An 18,972-nucleotide genomic window follows, 5' to 3' on the forward strand; every position below is an offset into this window, starting at 1 on the left:
CACCGACCGCGTATGCTTCAAGAGCGTTCGGCCACCAACAGCAGCGACTGTGGCAGCGCACTCTGGGGGTGCTGTGGCTCCTGCAGGCTGACCAGCCGCAACCCCGCCATGTCCAGCGCGTTCAACCAGCTGGCCAGGGTGCGGAAGTACCACGGCATCACCTGCCAATCCCCGCCGAACCCGGCAAACGACTCTTCCCGCCAGCCATCCTGGTAATCGCCATCCGCCACGCTCCACGGGTGCAGGGTCTGGATCACCAGTGCACCGCCAGGCGCCAGCAAGGCATTCATCGCTGCCAGCAGCGGGATGATGTCCTGCTGCAACAGGGCGAAGTTGGCACAGATCAGGTCATAGTCCTTGCCAATATAGGCCTGCGCAGCGGCCAGCTGTGCATAGCTGGCCAGGTGCACCTCGGCGGAACCCGCAGCACGCGCGGCATCCACCAGCGCCCGGTCACCGTCCACACCTACCGCCTCGACACCCCGGTCGCCCAGCGCGCGCAGCAGCCAACCTTCACCACAGCCCAGGTCGAGCACCCGTTCGGGCTGGCGGCCCAGGATCGCCAGCAGGATGGCCTGGTCGGTAACCTGGCGACGGCTCTCGATACTGCCGCTGCGCACCGCATCGATCCAGGCCTGGGCGTTGTGCTGCCAGCTGTCGAGCAAGGCGTCTTCAGGGTTGCGCATGTTCATCTCCGTTGGATTGGAGATAGGCCCTGCGACCTATCACTACCCTCTGTAGGAGCAGCCTTGTGCTGCGAAGAGGTCAGTATGGCAGACAGATTTCCGCCAGCCATGCGGGCATCTTCGCAGCACCAGGCTGCTCCTACAGTGGGCTCGACAGATGGGTGGCAAGCCCCGCCAGGGCACAGGCTATCAACACCTGGATCACCCCACGCTTGTAACGGAACAGCGCCACCGCCGCCGCCAGCGCAATCAGCGCCGAAGGCCAGTCGAACCGCCCGTCGAAACCGGCCGGCCACAATACGTGGTAGCCGAAGAACAGCGCGAGGTTGAGGATCACGCCCACTACCGCCGCGGTTATCCCGGTCAGCGGGGCGGTGAATTTGAGTTCGTTGTGGGTCGATTCCACCAGCGGGCCACCGGCCAGGATGAACAGGAACGAGGGCAGGAAGGTGAACCAGGTCACCAGGCTCGCCGCTACCGCGCCGGCCATGAACGCCTGGTCGGTGCCGAACATGGGGTGCAGGTAGCCACCGACGAAGCCGACGAAGGCCACCACCATGATCAGCGGCCCGGGGGTGGTTTCCCCCAACGCCAGGCCATCGATCATCTGCGTCGGCGACAGCCAGCCGTAATGGCCGACGGCCCCCTGGTAGACGTAGGGCAGCACCGCGTAGGCGCCGCCGAAGGTCAGCAATGCCGCCTTGGTGAAGAACCAGCCCATTTGCGTCAAGGTGCCTTGCCAGCCAAAGGTAGCCATCAGTACACCCATGGGCAGCAGCCACAGCGCGGCACCCACCAGCAGCAGGCCCAGCAGCCGCCCCCAGCTGAAGCGGGCGTGCTCTGGCGCCGGTGTGTCGTCGTCGATCACGGCCGGGCCATGGCTGGCCCTGGCTGCGCCGTGGCCACCACCAGGCGCGAACTGCCCCGGTAGCAGCCGCCCGCCGATATGGCCCAGCAGCGCGGCCGCCAGCACGATCAGCGGGAAGGGAACGTCGAGCGCGAAAATGGCCACGAACGAGGCCGCGGCAATGGCCCACAACCAGCCGTTTTTCAGGGCGCGCGTGCCAATCCGATGTGCGGCATGCACGACGATGGCGGTCACGGCCGGCTTGATCCCGTAGAAAATACCAGCCACCACCGGCACTTCGCCCCAGGCCAGATAGACCCACGACAGGCCGATCAGGATGAACAGCGACGGCAGTACGAACAGGGTGCCGGCAATCACCCCGCCCCAGGTGCGGTGCATCAGCCAGCCAATGTAGGTGGCCAGTTGCTGGGCCTCGGGGCCAGGCAGCAGCATGCAGTAGTTGAGGGCATGCAGAAAGCGCCGCTCGCTGATCCAGCGGCGCCGCTCCACCAGTTCCTGATGCATGATCGCTATCTGCCCCGCCGGGCCGCCGAAGCTGATGAAACCCAGCTTCAGCCAGAACAGCAAGGCCTCGATCCGGCTGATGTGACCACGCGTTTGCTCGGCGGCGCCTTGCAGGTGTTCCGTCATTTTCTTCCCTTTGGTATTCAGCTGGCCGCAGCGCGCTGTCGCTTGATCCGGTACATATCGCCATCAGCATGGCGCAGCAGCATGTCGGCATCATTGCCGTCTTCGGGGAAACGGGCCACGCCAATGCTGCAGGACGGCGCTCCGATGCCTGCAAACTCGGCGCCGAGTGGCTCGGCCATGGCTGCCAGGATACGTGCCACCTGCTCGACAATGGCCTCTGGTGAGGCGTAGTCGGTCAACAGCACGGTGAACTCGTCACCGCCCATCCGCGCCACTGTATCGGTCGCCCCAACGCAGCCTTCCAGGCGCCGCGCCAGGGTGCACAGCACCCGGTCGCCCACGCTGTGGCCGTGGTTGTCGTTGATATCCTTGAAGTCGTTGATATCGATGAACAGCAACGCCAGCGGATGGTTGTGGTGCCGGGCCGCGACAAGTGCGGTGCCCAGCCGCTCATTGAACATGGCCCGGTTGGCCAGGCGAGTCAGCGGGTCATGGTGGGCCAGGAAACGCAATTCTTCCTCGGCCTGGTGTTGGGCGGTGATATCCCGCGCTACACCAATGCGGGCATTGGCCTCATCGGACCAGGAGGCCGACCACAGGATATGCACGATACTGCCATCCTTGCGGATGTAGCGGTTACGGAAGTCGTAATGGGGTTGGCCGTTCATCACCCGTACGATCGACGCGCGGGTAATCGCCAGGTCGTCAGGGTGCATGTAGTCGGTGATCGGGGTGCCGATCAGCTCGCAGGCCTGGTAGCCCAGCAGCGCCTCGCAGGCATCGCTGACGAAAACGATCTGGTTGTCCCTGTCGACCACGAACACCGTGTCCAGCATCAGGTGGATCAGCCTGGGGTATAACGATTGCAGGTCTACGGGCATGGGGCATGGCGTCCGCGGCGGGGTCACCGATCATAGCCTGAAATGGAACAAAATGCGGTAGGCGCCGCTGTGGGAGCGGGCCGCCGATAGTCAGTTGCTTACTATCAGTTCCGGCCCGAGGTAATCGTTGATCTGCTGGATATCGTCATCTCCCAGGCTGCCCACCGACGATGCCAGGCGCAGCCGCGACATCAGGTAGTTCAGCTTCGCCTCGAACAGGTCATGCCGGGCGTCAAAAAGCAATTCCTCGGCATTGAGCACATCCGAGTTGGTGCTGGTGCCGCCCTCCCTGAAGCCCTTGCGGGCCGAAAGCAGCGAGCGTTCGTTGGATGCCACGGCCTTTTCCAGCGCCTGGATGCGCAAGGCGCCACTCTGTACGCCGCGGTACTCGCGGGTGGTGTCGGAGATCACTTCCTGGCGCGTGGCATCCAGTTCATCCAGTGCCTTGGAACTGTTGGCACTGGCCTGGCGGGTGAGGGCGCTGGTGCTGCCGCCGCTGTATAGTGGAATGTTCAGCTCCAGCCCGATCGAGCTGTAGTGGTTGCGCTGGTTCAGTTCGGAGATCGACTGGCTGCTGCCGGCGGTATAGCCCGCCACGAAATCCAGGGTCGGCCAGTGCCCGGCGCGGGCGCGTTTCACTTCTTCTTCGGCCAGCTCGTAGTTGTGCCGGCGCGCATGGATCAACGGGCTGTCGGCCTGGGCCTTGACCAGCCAGTCCTGCAGGTTGCCCGGCATCAGCGGCGGTGTGTTGAAGCCCGGCTGCAAGGTGGTCAGCGACTCCGGCGTTTCACCAATGTATTCCTCCAGCTTGCGGCGGGCGTTGACCAGGTTGTCCTGGGCCTCGATCAGGTCGGCCTCGGCCAGGTCGCGACGGGCTATCGACTCGTCGATGTCGGTGATGGTGCCGGCGCCCAGCTCCATGCGCCGCTTTGCCGACGCCAGCTGCTCTTCGAAAGCATTCAGCTTGGCCTTGGCCAGGGTGATGGTTTCGCTGGCCAGCAGCACGTCGAAGTAGGCATCGGCCAGGCGCACCGCAGCGTCCTGGGTCTTGGCATCGAACACCGCCACGCTGTAGTCGGCACGTTGCTGGCCCTGATGGTATTCGGCCATCTTCTGCTTGTTGAACAGCGGTTGGCGCAACCGCACGTTGGCACCCTTGGAGTCATAGTCCAGGTCGTTGTCCCGGCCACTCTGACGCTGGCTGCCATTGACCTTGTTGAAGTAACCCACAGCGTTGATCTGCGGCAGCAGGCCGGCCTGGCCGATGGCGCGGTTCTCGCTGCCGGCTTCTTTCTCGTGCACCGCGGCGCGGTAGATCGGGCCCTGGTACTGCAGCAGGTCCCAGGCTTGCTTCAGGTCCATGGCACTGGCCTGTACGGACAACCCCAACAGGCACAACATCAGGCACGGGCGATTCATGTCATTGCTCCTTGAACGAGGCGTCCACGCGTTCGAGCATCGGCTTGAGCAGGTAGCTGAGCAGGTTGCGCTCGCCGGTCTTGATGGTGACGGTGGCCGGCATCCCGGGGCGGATATGGTTGCTGCCCAGCAGGGCCATGCCGTCCTGCGTCACTTCCACCTGGGCCAGGTAGTACGGCTGCTTGCTTTCTTCGTCCATCAGGCGGTCGGCGGAGATGGTCTTGACCCGCCCCGGGATATTCGGCGTCTTCGCATGGTTGAAGGCCGGGAAGGCCAGGTCCACGTTCAAGCCCGGCACCATCTTGTCGATGGCCTGCACCGGGATCATCGCGTCCACCTGCAACGGCTGGTCCAGCGGTACCACCTCCATGATCTTGGCCCCTGGCTGGATGATGCCGCCGACCGTGGCGATGCTCAGGGCCTGGACCATGCCGTCGATCGGCGAGCGGATCACCGTATGGGTCACTTCGTAGTCCAGCGCGCGCAGGCGATCGGCCAGGGTGGTGTTCTCCTTGGCGGTATCGGTCAGCTGCGATTCCACTTCCTTGAGGTAGTCGTGCTGGCGTTGCAGGATGCGCAGCTTGATCTCGGTGGCCTGGCTGCGCGCCCGGGCAATGTTGTTGAGGTTTTCGGCCTGGCCGGCGGACAGGTCGGCATTGTTGCGCTCCAGCTCCAGCAGGCGGTTGCGTGGTACATAGCCTTCGGCGGCGAGCACGCGTGTGCCTTGCAGTTCCTGGTTGAGGAAGCCGATCTGCGAGGCGCGGGCGCCGTACACCTGCTGCAGGCCCTTGAGCTGCACCGCCGTGGCAGCCAGGTTTTCCTCGAGGATGCTCAGTTCGCCAGCCAGGCCCGCGCGGCGGGTGTCCAGCAGGCGCTGTTGCAGGTCCATGGCTGCCAGCAGGCGCGGGTCGCCGCCGTAGTGCTTGAGCAGGGCAGGGTCGAAGGTGACCTGGTCGCGGCCATCGCGCTCGGCTTCCAGGCGGTTCTCCACGGTCTTGCTGACGATGTACTGGGCACTGACCGCACCCTGTTCGGCCACCGCGCGCAGGGCGTCCAGGCGTACCACCTCCTGGCCTTTCTTCACAACATCGCCTTCACGCACCAGGATCGCCTCGACCGTGCCGCCGGTCAGGTGCTGCACGGCCTTGCGGTTGCTGCTGACCTTGACGGTACCGGTGGCGACCACACCGGCATCCAGCGGCGCCAGGCCCGACCACAGCAGGAAACCGCCAAAGCCGGCGACGACCAGCCACACGCCCCAGCGTGCCGGCCGATGAATGTCCAGGTCGATCTCGTTGCGAGCCTCGGCGGGAATCAACTCGGTGTGTTGGGTCATCTGCATGATCGGTCACTCCCGTACTTTTACCGACGCCAGCGGCGCAGCGGTCGCCGTCGGGATCACGCTGGCCTTGCGCAGCGCCGCGAACACTTCGTCACGGCTGCCGAGCATGTGCACGGCACCGTCACGCAGCATCAGCACCTTGTCGACCGCGCACAGCACATTGGGCCGGTGGGAAATCAGGATTACCGTGGCCCCGCGCGCCTTGAGTTCGGCCAACGCATCGACCAACGCCTTTTCGCCAACGTCATCGAGGTTGGCGTTGGGCTCGTCCAGCACCACCAGGTTCGGCTCGCCATACAGCGCGCGGGCCAGTGCGATGCGTTGCTTCTGGCCACCGGAGAGCGGGCTGCCGTCGGCTGCCAGACGGGTGTCGTAGCCCTGCGGGAAGCGCAGGATCATGTCGTGCACACCGCTGCTGCGGGCAGCGCGGATCACCGCTTCGCTGTCCACTTCGGCAAAGCGTGCGATGTTTTCGGCGATGGTGCCCTCGAACAACTCCACGTCCTGCGGCAGATAGCCGAGCCACGGGCCGAGTTCGGCCTTGTTCCAGGTGAAGATGTCGGCGCCGTCCAGGCGCACCTTGCCGGCCTGGGTCGGCCACACGCCTACCAGCAGGCGGGCGAGGGTGGATTTGCCCGAAGCCGACGGGCCGATGATGCCCAGGCTTTCACCCGGGACCAGGCTGAAGCTGACCCCGCGCACGATGCTGTTGCTGGTGCCGGGAGCACCGGCAACCACGTTTTCCACGGCCAGCATGCCCATTGGCCGTTGCAGCGACATGCTTGGTGGCCGCTGCGGGTAGTCGTGCAGCAGATCGTTGAGCCGGCCCCAGGCGGAGCGGCTGCCTTGCAGTTGCTTCCACGCGGCGATCACCTGTTCTACCGGGGCCAGGGCGCGGCCGGTGAGGATCGAGCAGGCGATCATCATGCCGGGGGTGATCTTGCCTTCGATCGCCAGCAGTGCGCCGGCGCCGAGGATCACCGATTGCAAGGTAATGCGCACGAAGCGCCCGGTGCTACTGATGATCGCCGCGCGGTCGGAGGCCAGGGTCTGCATCTGCAGGATGCGCAAATGGCCCTGAAACCAGCGCTTGCCGATCGCCGGCAGCATGCCCATGGCTTCGATCACTTCGGCATTGCGCAGGTTGTTGTTGGCGTAGCTGGCCGACGACAGGGCTGCCTGGTTGGCTTCGGCCAAGGGTTTTTGCGTGGCCTTCTCGGTGAGGTAGGCCAGGCCCACCAGGATCAGCGAACCGATCAACGTCACCAGCCCCAGCAGTGGGTGGATCAGGTAGCAGACCAGCAGGTAGATCGGCGTCCACGGGGCATCGAAGAAGGCGAACAGGCCGTTGCCGGTGAGAAATTGCCGTACCTGGGCCAGGTCCTGCAGGGCCTGGGCCGGGTTACCGCCGGCGCGGCTCAGGTTGCGTTCGAAGGCAGCGCTGAAGATGCGTCGGTTCAGATCCATGTCGAGGAAGTTGCCGACCCGGATCAGTACGCGGGTGCGGACCATCTCCAGGGCCGACATCAGCATGAACAAGCCGATCACCAGCAAGGTGAGCATGGTCAGGGTGGTGACGTTGCGGCTGACCAGGGCGCGGTCGTACACCTGCAACATATAAATAGCTGGCGTCAACATCATGACGTTAATGACACCGCTGAAGGCGGCCAGGGCAAAAAAGCTGCGGCGCAGGCGGAACAGCACGTCGGCCAACTCGGAACGAGTGCGTGGTGGCTTGTGCATCGGGGGCCTCCCTTTATCACAAACGGGAAGCCCTTGCGGCGGCCCGTACAGCGGTAGTTGTGGCTTCTGGTCGGCTCGCAGGCGGGTCGCTCTGAGGGCGAATGGTCCAAAACGCTGCGTTGCTCCCACATGCTGGAGCGTAGGTTGCAGTGAAACACTCGGTAATATCTTTTCGCTCTATAAAATCGTTGAACTTTTCATAAGTCTCAGAAAAACAGTAAGTTGAGTCGCATTATCGATGCTGAACGAATTTTTTGACGGGATATTGACAAGGTTTTCTTCTGCGACTTTAGTCTGATGTATTCGGACCCTGTGCGAGCTGGGGTCGATGTGTGTGCGGTGCCAACCTGTATCGCACCATTTACAAGGTTCCCGCCGTTCCTGTGGGAGCCGGCTTGCCGGCGATGAGGCCAGTGGCGATAACGCAGCACCGTAGTGCCCAACTGCCCCAGAACCCAGAATCAGAAACTGCGCACGTCACACTGACTGGGCGCGGGAAGGACCCTGTTGCCCCTGAGTCATCTCCCGACAGATCGAGGGCAATTGAAATGGCAGATTTCAGCAAGTCGGACCTGGAGTTCATCCTTCAGCAGATCTTCATCGCCGAAGCGCATGCCGATGGCGCCAGCCTGATCGACCTGCTGCCCAACAGCCAGGTGCCGTTCGGCCTGCGTACCGTAGACGGCAGCTACAACAACCTGGTGACCGGGCAGAGCGAGTTCGGCGCCGCCGACAATTCGTTCCTGCGCCTGCTCAGCCCATCCTTCACCGGCGACTATGCCGGCACCGGCACGGTCATCGACTCGCAACCCCGCACCATCAGCAACCTGATCGTCGACCAGACGGCGAACAACCCGGCAGCGGTCGAAGCCAATGGCGGCGCCGCCCCGGTGATCAGCCCCGGCATCGACGGGGTATTCGGCACCGCTGACGACACGGAGGTGTTCTTCATCCCCAACGTGTCGCCCGACGTCGGCCTGACCGCCGGCTTCAACGCCTGGATGACCTTCTTCGGCCAGTTCTTCGACCACGGCCTGGACCTGGTCACCAAGAGCAGCACCGACGTCGTGTTCATCCCGCTGCAGCCGGACGACCCGCTGTACGTCGAAGGCAGCCCGACCAACTTCATGGTGCTGCCGCGCGCCGTGCGTACTGCAGGCGCCGATGGTGTGGTGGGTACTGCCGACGATGGCCAGACCAACACTACCTCGCCGTTCGTCGACCAGAGCCAGACCTACAGCTCGCACCCCTCGCACCAGGTGTTCCTGCGTGAATACACGCTCAATGCCGCAGGCGACCCGGTAGCCACCGGGCGGTTGATCACCAACCGTGACCTGGGCGCCGATGGCCGCTTCGGCACCGCCGACGATGGCAATGGTGAAAGCGGTGGCATGGCCACCTGGGCAGTGGTCAAGGCCCAGGCCCGCGACCTGCTGGGCATAAACCTGACCGACGCCGATGTGCACAGCGTGCCACTGCTGGCCACCGACCCCTACGGCAACTTCCTGCGTGGGCCCAACGGCATGCCACAGGTGGTGATGCGCGTGAACAATGGCGCCGACGGCATTGCCGGTACCGCCGACGACGTCACCACGCTGGTCGAAGGCAACCGCGACGCGCCGATCAGCCTGGCCAATGCCGTGAGCACCGGGCATGGCTTCCTTGACGACATCGCCCACAACGCCGCGCCGGTGATCGTGAACGGTGTGCTGCAGGCCGACGCCGATATTGCCGTCGGCAACGCGCAGCCAACCGGGCCTGGCGGCAACAACCTGACCTATGACAACGAACTGCTCGACGCCCACTACATCGCCGGCGACGGCCGGGTGAACGAGAACATCGGCCTTACCGCCGTGCACCATGTGTTCCACTCCGAGCACAACCGCCTGGTGCAGCAGACCAAGGACACCCTGCTGGCCGCCGGTGACCTGGCGTTTCTCAACCAGTGGCTGATCGATGATGTCGCTGCCATCCCCACCACGCCCGCCGAAATCGCCGCGCTGGTATGGGACGGCGAGCGGCTGTTCCAGGCTGCCAAATTCGGCACCGAAATGCAGTACCAGCACCTGGTGTTCGAGGAGTTCGCCCGCACCATTCAGCCGCAGATCGACGAGTTTCTCGCCCCCAACGGCTATGACACCTCGATCGACCCGGCCATCCTCGCCGAGTTCGCCCACGTGGTTTACCGCTTCGGCCACTCGATGCTGACCGAAACCGTCGACCGCTACGACCCGACGTTCGCCACGGTGAATGACGACCCGCAGCTGGGCCTGATCGCTGCCTTCCTCAACCCGCTGGCATTCGCCGGCAGTGGCGCCACTGCCGATGAAGCGGCCGGTGCGATCATCCGCGGTGTCACCCGCCAGTTGGGCAACGAAATCGACGAGTTCGTCACCGAAGCGCTGCGCAACAACCTGCTCGGCCTGCCGCTGGACCTGCCTGCGCTGAACATCGCGCGTGGCCGTGACACCGGCATCCCCACCCTGAACGAGGCGCGCCGCGAGTTCTACGCCATGACTGGCGACAGCCAGCTCAAGCCCTACATCAGCTGGGCCGACTTTGCCGACCACCTCAAGCACCCGGCGTCGCTGATCAACTTCATCGCCGCCTACGGTACCCACGCCACCATCACCGGGGCTGACACCGAAGCGGCCAAGCGCGCCGCAGCCGTGGCGCTGGTGCTTGGCGGTGACGGCGCGCCAGCGGACCGCCTGGACTTCCTCAACGGCACCGGCGCCTATGCCAACGTGACACTGGCCGGTGCCGACGGCATCGCTGGCACCGCCGATGACATCACCGGGGTGACCGTGACCGGTGTCGATGCCATCGACTTCTGGGTCGGCGGCCTGGCCGAGAAAAAAATGCCATTCGGCGGCATGCTCGGCTCCAGCTTCAACTTCGTCTTCGAAACCCAGCTGGAAGCCCTGCAGAACGGCGATCGGTTCTACTACCTGTCGCGTACGGCGGGCATGAACTTCGGCACCGAACTGGAGAACAACTCCTTCGCCAAGCTGATCATGCTCAACTCCGATGTCACCCACCTGTCCAACACCGTGTTCCTCACGCCCACTTTCACCCTGGAAGTGGACCAGACCAAGCAGTTCACCGGCCTGGGCGCCGACGGCCGGGCCGACCCGACGGGCGGCATCATGATTAACGGTGTCGAAGTGGTGCCGCTGGTGATTCGCGACAACCCCGATACCGTGGGCACCGACACAAACTTCCTGCATTACACCGGCGAAGACCACGTGGTACTGGGCGGTACCTCCGGCAACGACATCATCATTTCCAGTGAGGGCGACGATACCCTCTACGGCGACGCCGGCAACGACACCCTGGAAGGCGGTGCGGGCAACGATGCGGTGCTGGGCGGTGCCGGTGACGACATCATCACCGACTCGTTCGGCGACAACCGCCTGGAAGGCAACGACGGCAACGATGTGATCGTCGCCGGCAGCATGCTGGTGGGCGGCAACCTGATCCTGGGCGGCAACGGCCAGGACTTCATCATCACCACCGAAGACATCAGCACCACCTTCGGCGGCCAGGGCGACGACTTTATTCTCGGCGCCAAGACCAACCTGCCACCGACCGGCAACGAGGGTGACGACTGGATCGAGAAGGGCACCCAGGACGGTGCGCCCGGCGACAACTTTGCGCCGCTGCTGGGTGACGAAGTGGTCGGCAACGACATCTTCGTCGGTGGTGGCGGCTTCGACGAAATGATCGGCGAGGGTGGCGATGACATCTTTGTCGGCAGCGATGCCCAGGACAAGATGGATGGCATGTCCGGTTTCGACTGGATTACCAACAAGAATGACCAGGTCGGCGTCACCGTCGACCTGACCCTGGCCGCCCTGGCTCAGCCTCATGGCAACGCACCGAACCAGAACACCGGTATTTTCAACCCGGTCGGCGCCTCGCCGGCCTCAATCCTCGACCGCTTCGCCGAGGTCGAGGGCGTGTCCGGTTCGAACTTCGCCGATGTGCTCAAGGGCGATAATGTCGATGCCGTGACCATCCTCAACCATGGTGGTGCTACCGGTAGTGCGCTGACCAACGTGGCGCTGATCCGTGGCCTGCAGCAGTTCCTGGCCGATGCCGGATTGCCGACCACCGGCTTTGCCACCGGTAACATCATGCTCGGCGGCAACGGCAGCGACCTGATCGAAGGCCGTGGCGGTGATGACCTGATCGACGGCGACAAGTGGCTCAACGTGCGCATCGCCGTGTACGCGCCGGGAGATGTCAACCACACCGGCCCTGAAATCGCCAGCTTCGACAGCATGGTCGACATGATTCCGTTCATGCTCGACCGCACCTACAACCCTGGCCAGTTGAAGGCCGTGCGGGAAATCCTGCCCGGCACCTCGACCGGTGGCGCAGCCTTCGACACGGCGGTGTTCTCGGGGTTGCAGAGCGAGTACACGGTGACGCAGAACACCAAAGGTACGCTGGACACTTCCGATGATGTCTGGACGGTGACCGACAACGTGGCCGGCCGCGATGGCGTCGATACCCTGCTGCACATCGAGCGCCTGCAGTTCGCCGACAGCCAGCGGGTGCTGGTGGAAGGGCTGAATGCGCAGCCTGTCGGCAGCCCGGCCGTTACTGATAACAACGGCGGCGCGATTACCGTGGGCGACCTCCTTACGGTAAACGTGGCCGGCGTGCGGGATGCCGACAACATCAGCGCCGGCAACCCGCTTGGCACGCTCGCCGACCGTTCGGTGTCGTACTACTGGCAGTTCGAGGCCACCCCGGGCAGTGGTGTGTTCGAAGACATCATCCTGCTGCCGGCAGGCGACCTGGCGTTCCAGAGCGCCGACGGCACCACGTTCAAGGTGTCGCCGGACCTGGCCGGGTTGTCGTTGCGGGTCAAGGCGATCTACCAGGACGCCCATGGCACCACCGAAGTGCTGTTCTCCCAGCCCACCACCGTGGTGCAACCGGGCGCGCCTGTGGTACCGACGCCAGCCACGCCGGTGGTGGATGCCACGGCAGGTGGTGCCGGGCTGCACATGGTGCGCTCCGACCTCAACTTCATCCTCGAGCAGATCAAGATCGCCGAGGCCGACGCCAATGGGGCAGACATCCTCTCGCTGCTGCCCAACATTCGTGCGCCACTCGGCCTGCGGGCGGTGGATGGTTCGAACAACAACCTGATGAACCTCAACGGCATCAACAACACCGAGTTCGGTGCGGCCGACAACGTCTTCCCGCGCGTGACCGACCCGGTGTTCAACCCGGCCGAAGGTGCACCGGCCGGCTTCTTTGGCCCTGGCTCGCCGGCCATTCCGGGCTCGTCGTACCAGCAGACCAGTGGCCCGGTATTCGACTCGCAGCCGCGCACCATCAGTAACCTGATCGTCGACCAGACCTCCAACAACCCGGCGGCCTATGCCACCGCGTATGATCCGGGTGCGGACGGCGTGCTCAACTTCGGCGTCGAGGGCAATGACGACGTGCTCAAGGACGGCGTGCGCATCGTCGCCAGCCCGGGCCTGGACGGCCAGTTCGGCACCGACGACGATCACGACGTTTACCTGTTCGAGAACACCGCCGCCGATGCCGGCCTGTCCGCGCCGTTCAACGCCTGGATGACCTTCTTCGGGCAGTTCTTCGACCATGGCCTGGACCTGGTCACCAAGGGGGGCTCGGGCACCATCTACATCCCGCTGCAACCGGATGACCCGCTGTACGTGGAGGGCGGTTTCACCAACTTCATGGTGGTGACACGTGCGACCAACCAGCCTGGGCCGGACGGCGTGCTTGGCACGGCCGACGATATCCACGAGCACACCAATACCACCTCGCCGTTCGTGGACCAGAACCAGACCTACAGCTCGCACCCCTCACACCAGGTGTTCCTGCGCGCCTATGTGACGGTCGACGGTGCCCCCGTCGCCACCGGCCGCCTGATCACCAACCGTGACCTGGGGGCAGATGGCAAATACGGCACCGCGGACGACACCGAAATCGGCGGCATGGCGACATGGAAGGTGGTCAAGGCCCAGGCTCGTGACGTACTGGGCATAAACCTGACCGATGCAGACGTAGACAACGTGCCGCTGCTGGCGACCGATGCCTACGGCAACTTCATCAAGGGGCCCAACGGCTTCCCGATGGTGATCATGAAAGGCGCCGACGGCATTGCCGGCACGGCCGACGACCAGCAGGTCGAGAGCAACCCGCTGGCGCCGATCGACCTGACCAACGCCGTGCGCACCGGTCACCAGTTCCTTGCCGACATCGCCCACAATGCCGTGCCGGTGTTCAGCAATGGCGCGCTGGTGCCTGATGCAGATACCGATGTCGGCAACGCCGTGCCGGTGAACCCGCAGACCGGCGCCAACCTGGCCTACGACAACGAGCTGCTTGATGCTCACTACATCGCCGGCGACGGCAGGGTCAACGAGAACATCGGCCTGACCGCCGTGCATGCGATCTTCCACTCCGAGCACAACCGGCTGGTGGCGCAGACCATGGACACCGTGCTCGACTCGGGTGACCTGGCCTTCATCAACGAGTGGCTGCTCAACCCGTTGAGCGCGCTGCCGGCTAACCAGGCCGAGATCGACGCACTGGTGTGGAATGGCGAGCGGCTGTTCCAGGCCGCCAAGTTCGGTACCGAGATGCAGTACCAGCACCTGGTGTTCGAGGAGTTCGCCCGTACCGTGCAGCCGCGGGTAGACTTGTTCTTCGCCCCGACCCAGGTGTATGACGTCGACCTCGATGCGTCGATCGTGGCCGAATTCGCCCACACCGTGTACCGCTTTGGCCACTCGATGCTGACCGAAACCGTCGACCGCTTCGACGTCGACTTCACCGTCATCAGCGACCCGGCCAGCGCCAACCCCGACCAGCAACTGGGCCTGATCGCGGCGTTCCTCAACCCGCTGGCGTATGCCGCCAGTGGCGTCACCCCCGAGGATGCCACCAGCGCCATCGTGCGCGGGGTAACCCGCCAGGCCGGTAACGAAATCGATGAGTTCGTCACCGAGGCGCTGCGCAACAACCTGCTCGGCCTGCCGCTGGACCTGCCGGCGATCAACATCGCTCGGGGCCGCGACGTCGGTATCCCTTCGCTGAACGCCGTGCGCCGCGACATCTACGCGCAAACCGGCGATACCCAGCTCAAGCCCTACACCAGCTGGGTCGACCTGGTGCAGCACCTGAAGCATCCGGAGTCGTTGATCAACTTCATCGCCGCCTACGGCACCCACAGCACCATCACCGGGGCCACCACGTTGCTGGAGAAACGCGCGGCGGCCATGGCCCTGGTGTTCGGCGGCGACGGCGCGCCAGCCGATCGCCTGGAGTTCCTCAACAGCACCGGCGCCTACGCCAACGTCACCCTGCCTGGCAAGGATGGCGTGCTCGGCACCGTCGATGACCTGCGGGCAGTGACCGTGACCGGTGTCGATGCTATCGACCTGTGGATCGGTGGCCTGGCGGAGGCGAAAACCCCGTTCGGCGGCATGCTGGGCAGCACGTTCAACTTCGTGTTCGAAAACCAGATGGAGAAACTGCAGGACGGCGACCGTTTCTACTACCTGGAGCGCACCGCCGGCCTGTCGATGAACGCCGAGCTGGAAAGCAACTCGTTCGCCAAGCTGATCATGGCCAACACTTCGGCCACCCACTTGCCGGGCCTGGTGTTCTCCGACGTTGGCTTCTACCTGGAAGTGGACCAGAGCAAGCAGTTCAACGAAGGGCTGGGCAATGCCGACCCAGTGGGCGAAAACGGCGAGCAGGTGGTGTTCCGCGACAGCCCGCTGACAGTAGGCCCGGACACCAACTACATCCGCTACGCCGGTGACCAGCACATCGTGCTGGGTGGCACCAACGGTGACGACATCCTGGTTTCCAGCGAGGGTGACGACACTGTCTGGGGCGATGGCGGCAACGACCGCATCGAGGGTGGCGACGGCAACGACCAACTGCGTGGTGGTGCCGGCGACGACATCATCAGCGACATGGGTGGTGACGACAACATCCAGGGCGGCGACGGCAACGATGTGCTGCACGGCGGTAATGGCGTCAACCTGATCATCGGCGGTTTCGGCAACGACTTCATCGTCACCGGTGAGGACGCCTCCGAAGCCATTGGCGGCCAGGGCAACGACTTCATCCTGGGCAGCAAGGCCAACGAGCAGGACATGGGCAACGAAGGTGACGACTGGATCGAGAAGGGCACCTCGGACGGTGCGCCTGGCGACAACTTCGACCCGCTCGGCAACGACCCGATCATCGGCAACGACGTGTTCATCGGTGGCAACGAGAACGACAAGTTCAACGGTGAAGGCGGTGACGACATCATGGTCGGCAGCCTGGGCTTCGGTGACCGCTACATCGGTGGCTCCGGCTACGACTGGGCGACCTTCAAGGGGCTGGCCCAGGGCGTGACTGTCGACTTCAGCGACCGCTTCTTCAATGTGCCGCCGGTACCGGGCTCGGGCGCGTCTGCGCTGGTGCGTTTCGACATCATGGAAGGCCTGTCGGGGTCGGCTCATGGTGACTTCCTGCGTGGTGACAGCGAAACCTCTGCCACCTTGCCGACCAATGGCGCCAACGGCAGCGTACTGACCAACATCAGCCTGATCAACGGCCTGTCCAGCCTGCTGGCCGCCGGTGCAACGTTCTACGATGGTGGCAACATCATCCTCGGTGGCAGTGGTAGCGACCTGATCGAAGGCCGCGGTGGCGACGACATCCTCGACGGTGACAAGTGGCTGAACGTGCGCATCAGCGTGCGCGCCAACAGCGACGGCACCGGCCCGGAAATCGCCAGCTTCGACAGCATGGAGCCGATGGTGCCGCTGATGCTCAAAGGCACCTACAACCCGGGCCAGCTGGTGATCGTTCGCGAAATCCTCAACGGCACCGAAAGCTACGACACGGCGGTGTACTCCGGGGTGGCCAGCGACTACAGCGTGGTAGTCGATGGCAACTCGGTGATCGTCACCGACTCGGTGGCCGGGCGTGATGGTGTCGACCGCCTGACCGGCATCGAGCGCCTGCAGTTCTCGGATAGCTCGCAAGCTTCCGGTGTGGGTACCGCCGTCAACGCCGGCCCCACCGGCAGCCTGGTGATCCTTGACGCTGCCACCGGCGTGCGTGACGACACACCGGTAAGCGGCCAGCTGCTGCGGGTTACCCCGCTGGCGGTACATGACGCGGACAATGTCAGCGCAACCAACCTGACCGGTGCGATCACCGGCCCGGTGGCGTACTACTGGCAAGTAGAGACCCTGCCAGGTTCGGGGGTCTATGAAGACATCACCTTCGTTGCTGCCGGCGAGGTTTCGCGAGCTGTCGGTACCACCTACCGGGTCACGGACCATGTGGCGGGGCTGAACATCCGCGTACGCGCGGTGTACCAGGACACCAAGGGCACGCTGGAAATCGTCGATTCGGCGCCGAACAACGCGCCGACCGCCGGGCCTACCGTGACCGGGCTGCTGGTGCAGAACCAGACGCTCACCGCCAACCCGGCAACCATTGTCGATGCCGACGGCCTGAGCAACCCGCGGTTCACCTTCCAGTGGCAGTCCAACCGGGGTACCGGCTGGGTCGACATTGCTGGCGCCATCAACAGCACCTTCCTCCTTACCCAGAACCAGGTGGGGCAGAACATGCGGGTGGTGGTCAGCTACGTGGATGACTTCGGTGTACAGGAAAGCATCGCCTCCGACATCCTCGACCCGGTGGCCAACGTCAACGATGCGCCCACCGGTGCCGTGCTGATCAGCGACACCACGCCAGACCAGGGCCAGACGCTGACCGCCCTCACCGGCAGTATCGCCGACCTGGATGGGCTGGGCGCGTTCAGCTTCCAGTGGCAGCAGAACATTGGCGGCACCTTCAGCAACATCGCGGGTGCCACTGCTGCAACCTTCACTCCGGGCTTCGAACAGGGTAACCGGCAGTTGCGGGTGGTCGTGAGCTACACCGACGCCTTCGGCACCCTGGAATCGCTGACCTCGGCAGCGACTGCGGCGGTGGTGCCGCCGCCAGGCGTGGTGCTGGTCGGTACTGCCGGGGCCAACACCCTGACCGGTGGCGCGGGCAACGACACGCTCTCGGGGCTGGGCGGCAACGATGTGCTCAACGGCCTCGGCGGCGCCGACCAACTGTTCGGCGGTGATGGTAACGACATCCTCAATGGGGGTAACGACCCCGACAGCCTCGACGGCGGTGCCGGCAACGATACCCTCAACGGCGGGCTTGGTGCGGATGCCATGGTTGGCGGTGCAGGCAACGACACCTTCGTGGTCGACAACCTCGGCGATACCGTTAGCGAGGCGCTGAACGGCGGTGTCGACCTGGTGCAGACCACCCTTGCCAGCTACACCCTGGGTGCCAACGTCGAAAACCTGACCTTTACCGGGGCAGGCAACTTCACGGGTACCGGCAACACGCTGGCCAACACCATCACCGGTGGCGCTGGTAACGACCTGCTCAATGGCGGTGCCGGTATCGACCGCCTGGTCGGTGGCCTGGGCAACGACACCTATGTGGTGGACAACGCCGGGGATGTGGTAGTCGAGGCTACGGCTGCCGGTACGGATACCGTGCGTGCCACGGCGGCCAGCTACACGCTGGGTGCCAACGTCGAGAACCTGACCTATATCGGGGCGGGCAACTTCACCGGTACCGGCAATGGCCTGGCCAACATCATTACCGGCGCGGCAGGTAACGACACCCTCAACGGCGATGGCGGCAACGACCAGTTGCTCGGTGGCCTGGGCAGCGACACCCTGAACGGTGGCGCTGGCAACGACACCCTCGACGGCGGCGCCGGTAACGACTCGCTGTTCGGGGACGCCGGCAACGATAACCTGCAGGGTGGTGCCGGCGATGACAACCTTGACGGCGGCAACGGCGTCGATGTGCTGCAGGGTGGCGATGGCAACGACACGCTGTTTGGTGACGTTGGCAATGACACCTTGCAGGGCGGTGCCGGCAATGACTTCCTCAACGGTGGGGCGGGTAACGATACCGTCGAGGGCGGTGCCGGCAACGACACGATGATGGCCACCGATGGCAATGATGTCTTCCTGTTCAGTGCAGGCTTCGGCAATGACCTGATCATCAACTTCGACGCAGTCCCGCAGGGTGGCCAGGACCGGCTGGATATCTCTGCCCTCAACATTACCGCTGCCACCTTTGCCGCCAACGTCACCATCGCCGATGTCGGCAATGACACGCTGGTCAGCATCGGTGCTACCGACTCCATCCGCCTGGTGGGGGTGGCGGATGCAACCACGGTGACCGTAGCGGACTTCAACCTGGCAGGTTGAGGGCCTGGGAGAACGCAGCAAGGGCCGCTCTGCGGCCCATTCTCGGGCAAGCCCGCTCCTACAGGGATATCACTGCCCTCAGGCTTGGTGATACCCC

7 protein-coding genes are annotated in these 18,972 nt (G+C 64.3%); 1 reads left to right on the plus strand and 6 read right to left on the minus strand.

Annotation, left to right across the window (positions count from 1 at the left end; all coding sequences use genetic code 11):
* Positions 1 to 17 precede the first annotated feature (17 nt).
* From GYA95_RS07135 to GYA95_RS07160, 6 genes are all read right to left on the minus strand, one after another.
* On the minus strand, positions 18 to 686 hold the full coding sequence (locus GYA95_RS07135; RefSeq protein WP_015269952.1) for a class I SAM-dependent methyltransferase: 669 nt from the start codon (positions 684 to 686) through the stop codon (positions 18 to 20).
* Positions 687 to 825: 139 nt separating this feature from the next.
* Positions 826 to 2,184, minus strand: a complete 1,359-nt coding sequence (gene chrA, locus GYA95_RS07140) for a chromate efflux transporter (RefSeq protein WP_015269953.1) — start codon at positions 2,182 to 2,184, stop codon at positions 826 to 828.
* Between the two features lie 17 nt (positions 2,185 to 2,201).
* Positions 2,202 to 3,065 (minus strand): sensor domain-containing diguanylate cyclase, encoded by an 864-nt coding sequence (locus GYA95_RS07145; protein ID WP_043935540.1) that lies wholly within the window; start codon positions 3,063 to 3,065, stop codon positions 2,202 to 2,204.
* 90 nt (positions 3,066 to 3,155) lie between these two features.
* Positions 3,156 to 4,484 carry a TolC family outer membrane protein gene (locus tag GYA95_RS07150; protein ID WP_015269955.1) on the minus strand — a complete coding sequence of 443 codons (1,329 nt, stop codon included), beginning with the start codon at positions 4,482 to 4,484 and terminating at the stop codon, positions 3,156 to 3,158.
* Position 4,485: 1 nt separating this feature from the next.
* A complete protein-coding gene (locus GYA95_RS07155; RefSeq protein WP_015269956.1) occupies positions 4,486 to 5,826 on the minus strand; it encodes an HlyD family type I secretion periplasmic adaptor subunit in 1,341 nt (446 codons plus the stop codon).
* Between the two features lie 6 nt (positions 5,827 to 5,832).
* Positions 5,833 to 7,569 carry a type I secretion system permease/ATPase gene (locus tag GYA95_RS07160; RefSeq protein ID WP_015269957.1) on the minus strand — a complete coding sequence of 579 codons (1,737 nt, stop codon included), beginning with the start codon at positions 7,567 to 7,569 and terminating at the stop codon, positions 5,833 to 5,835.
* Positions 7,570 to 8,117: 548 nt separating this feature from the next.
* Here GYA95_RS07160 and GYA95_RS07165 point away from each other — a divergent pair.
* On the plus strand, positions 8,118 to 18,875 hold the full coding sequence (locus GYA95_RS07165) for a peroxidase family protein (protein WP_161551361.1): 10,758 nt from the start codon (positions 8,118 to 8,120) through the stop codon (positions 18,873 to 18,875).
* The last annotated feature ends 97 nt before the right edge of the window (positions 18,876 to 18,972 follow it).

The sequence above is a fragment of the Pseudomonas asiatica genome (assembly GCF_009932335.1).
GTDB lineage: Bacteria > Pseudomonadota > Gammaproteobacteria > Pseudomonadales > Pseudomonadaceae > Aquipseudomonas > Aquipseudomonas asiatica.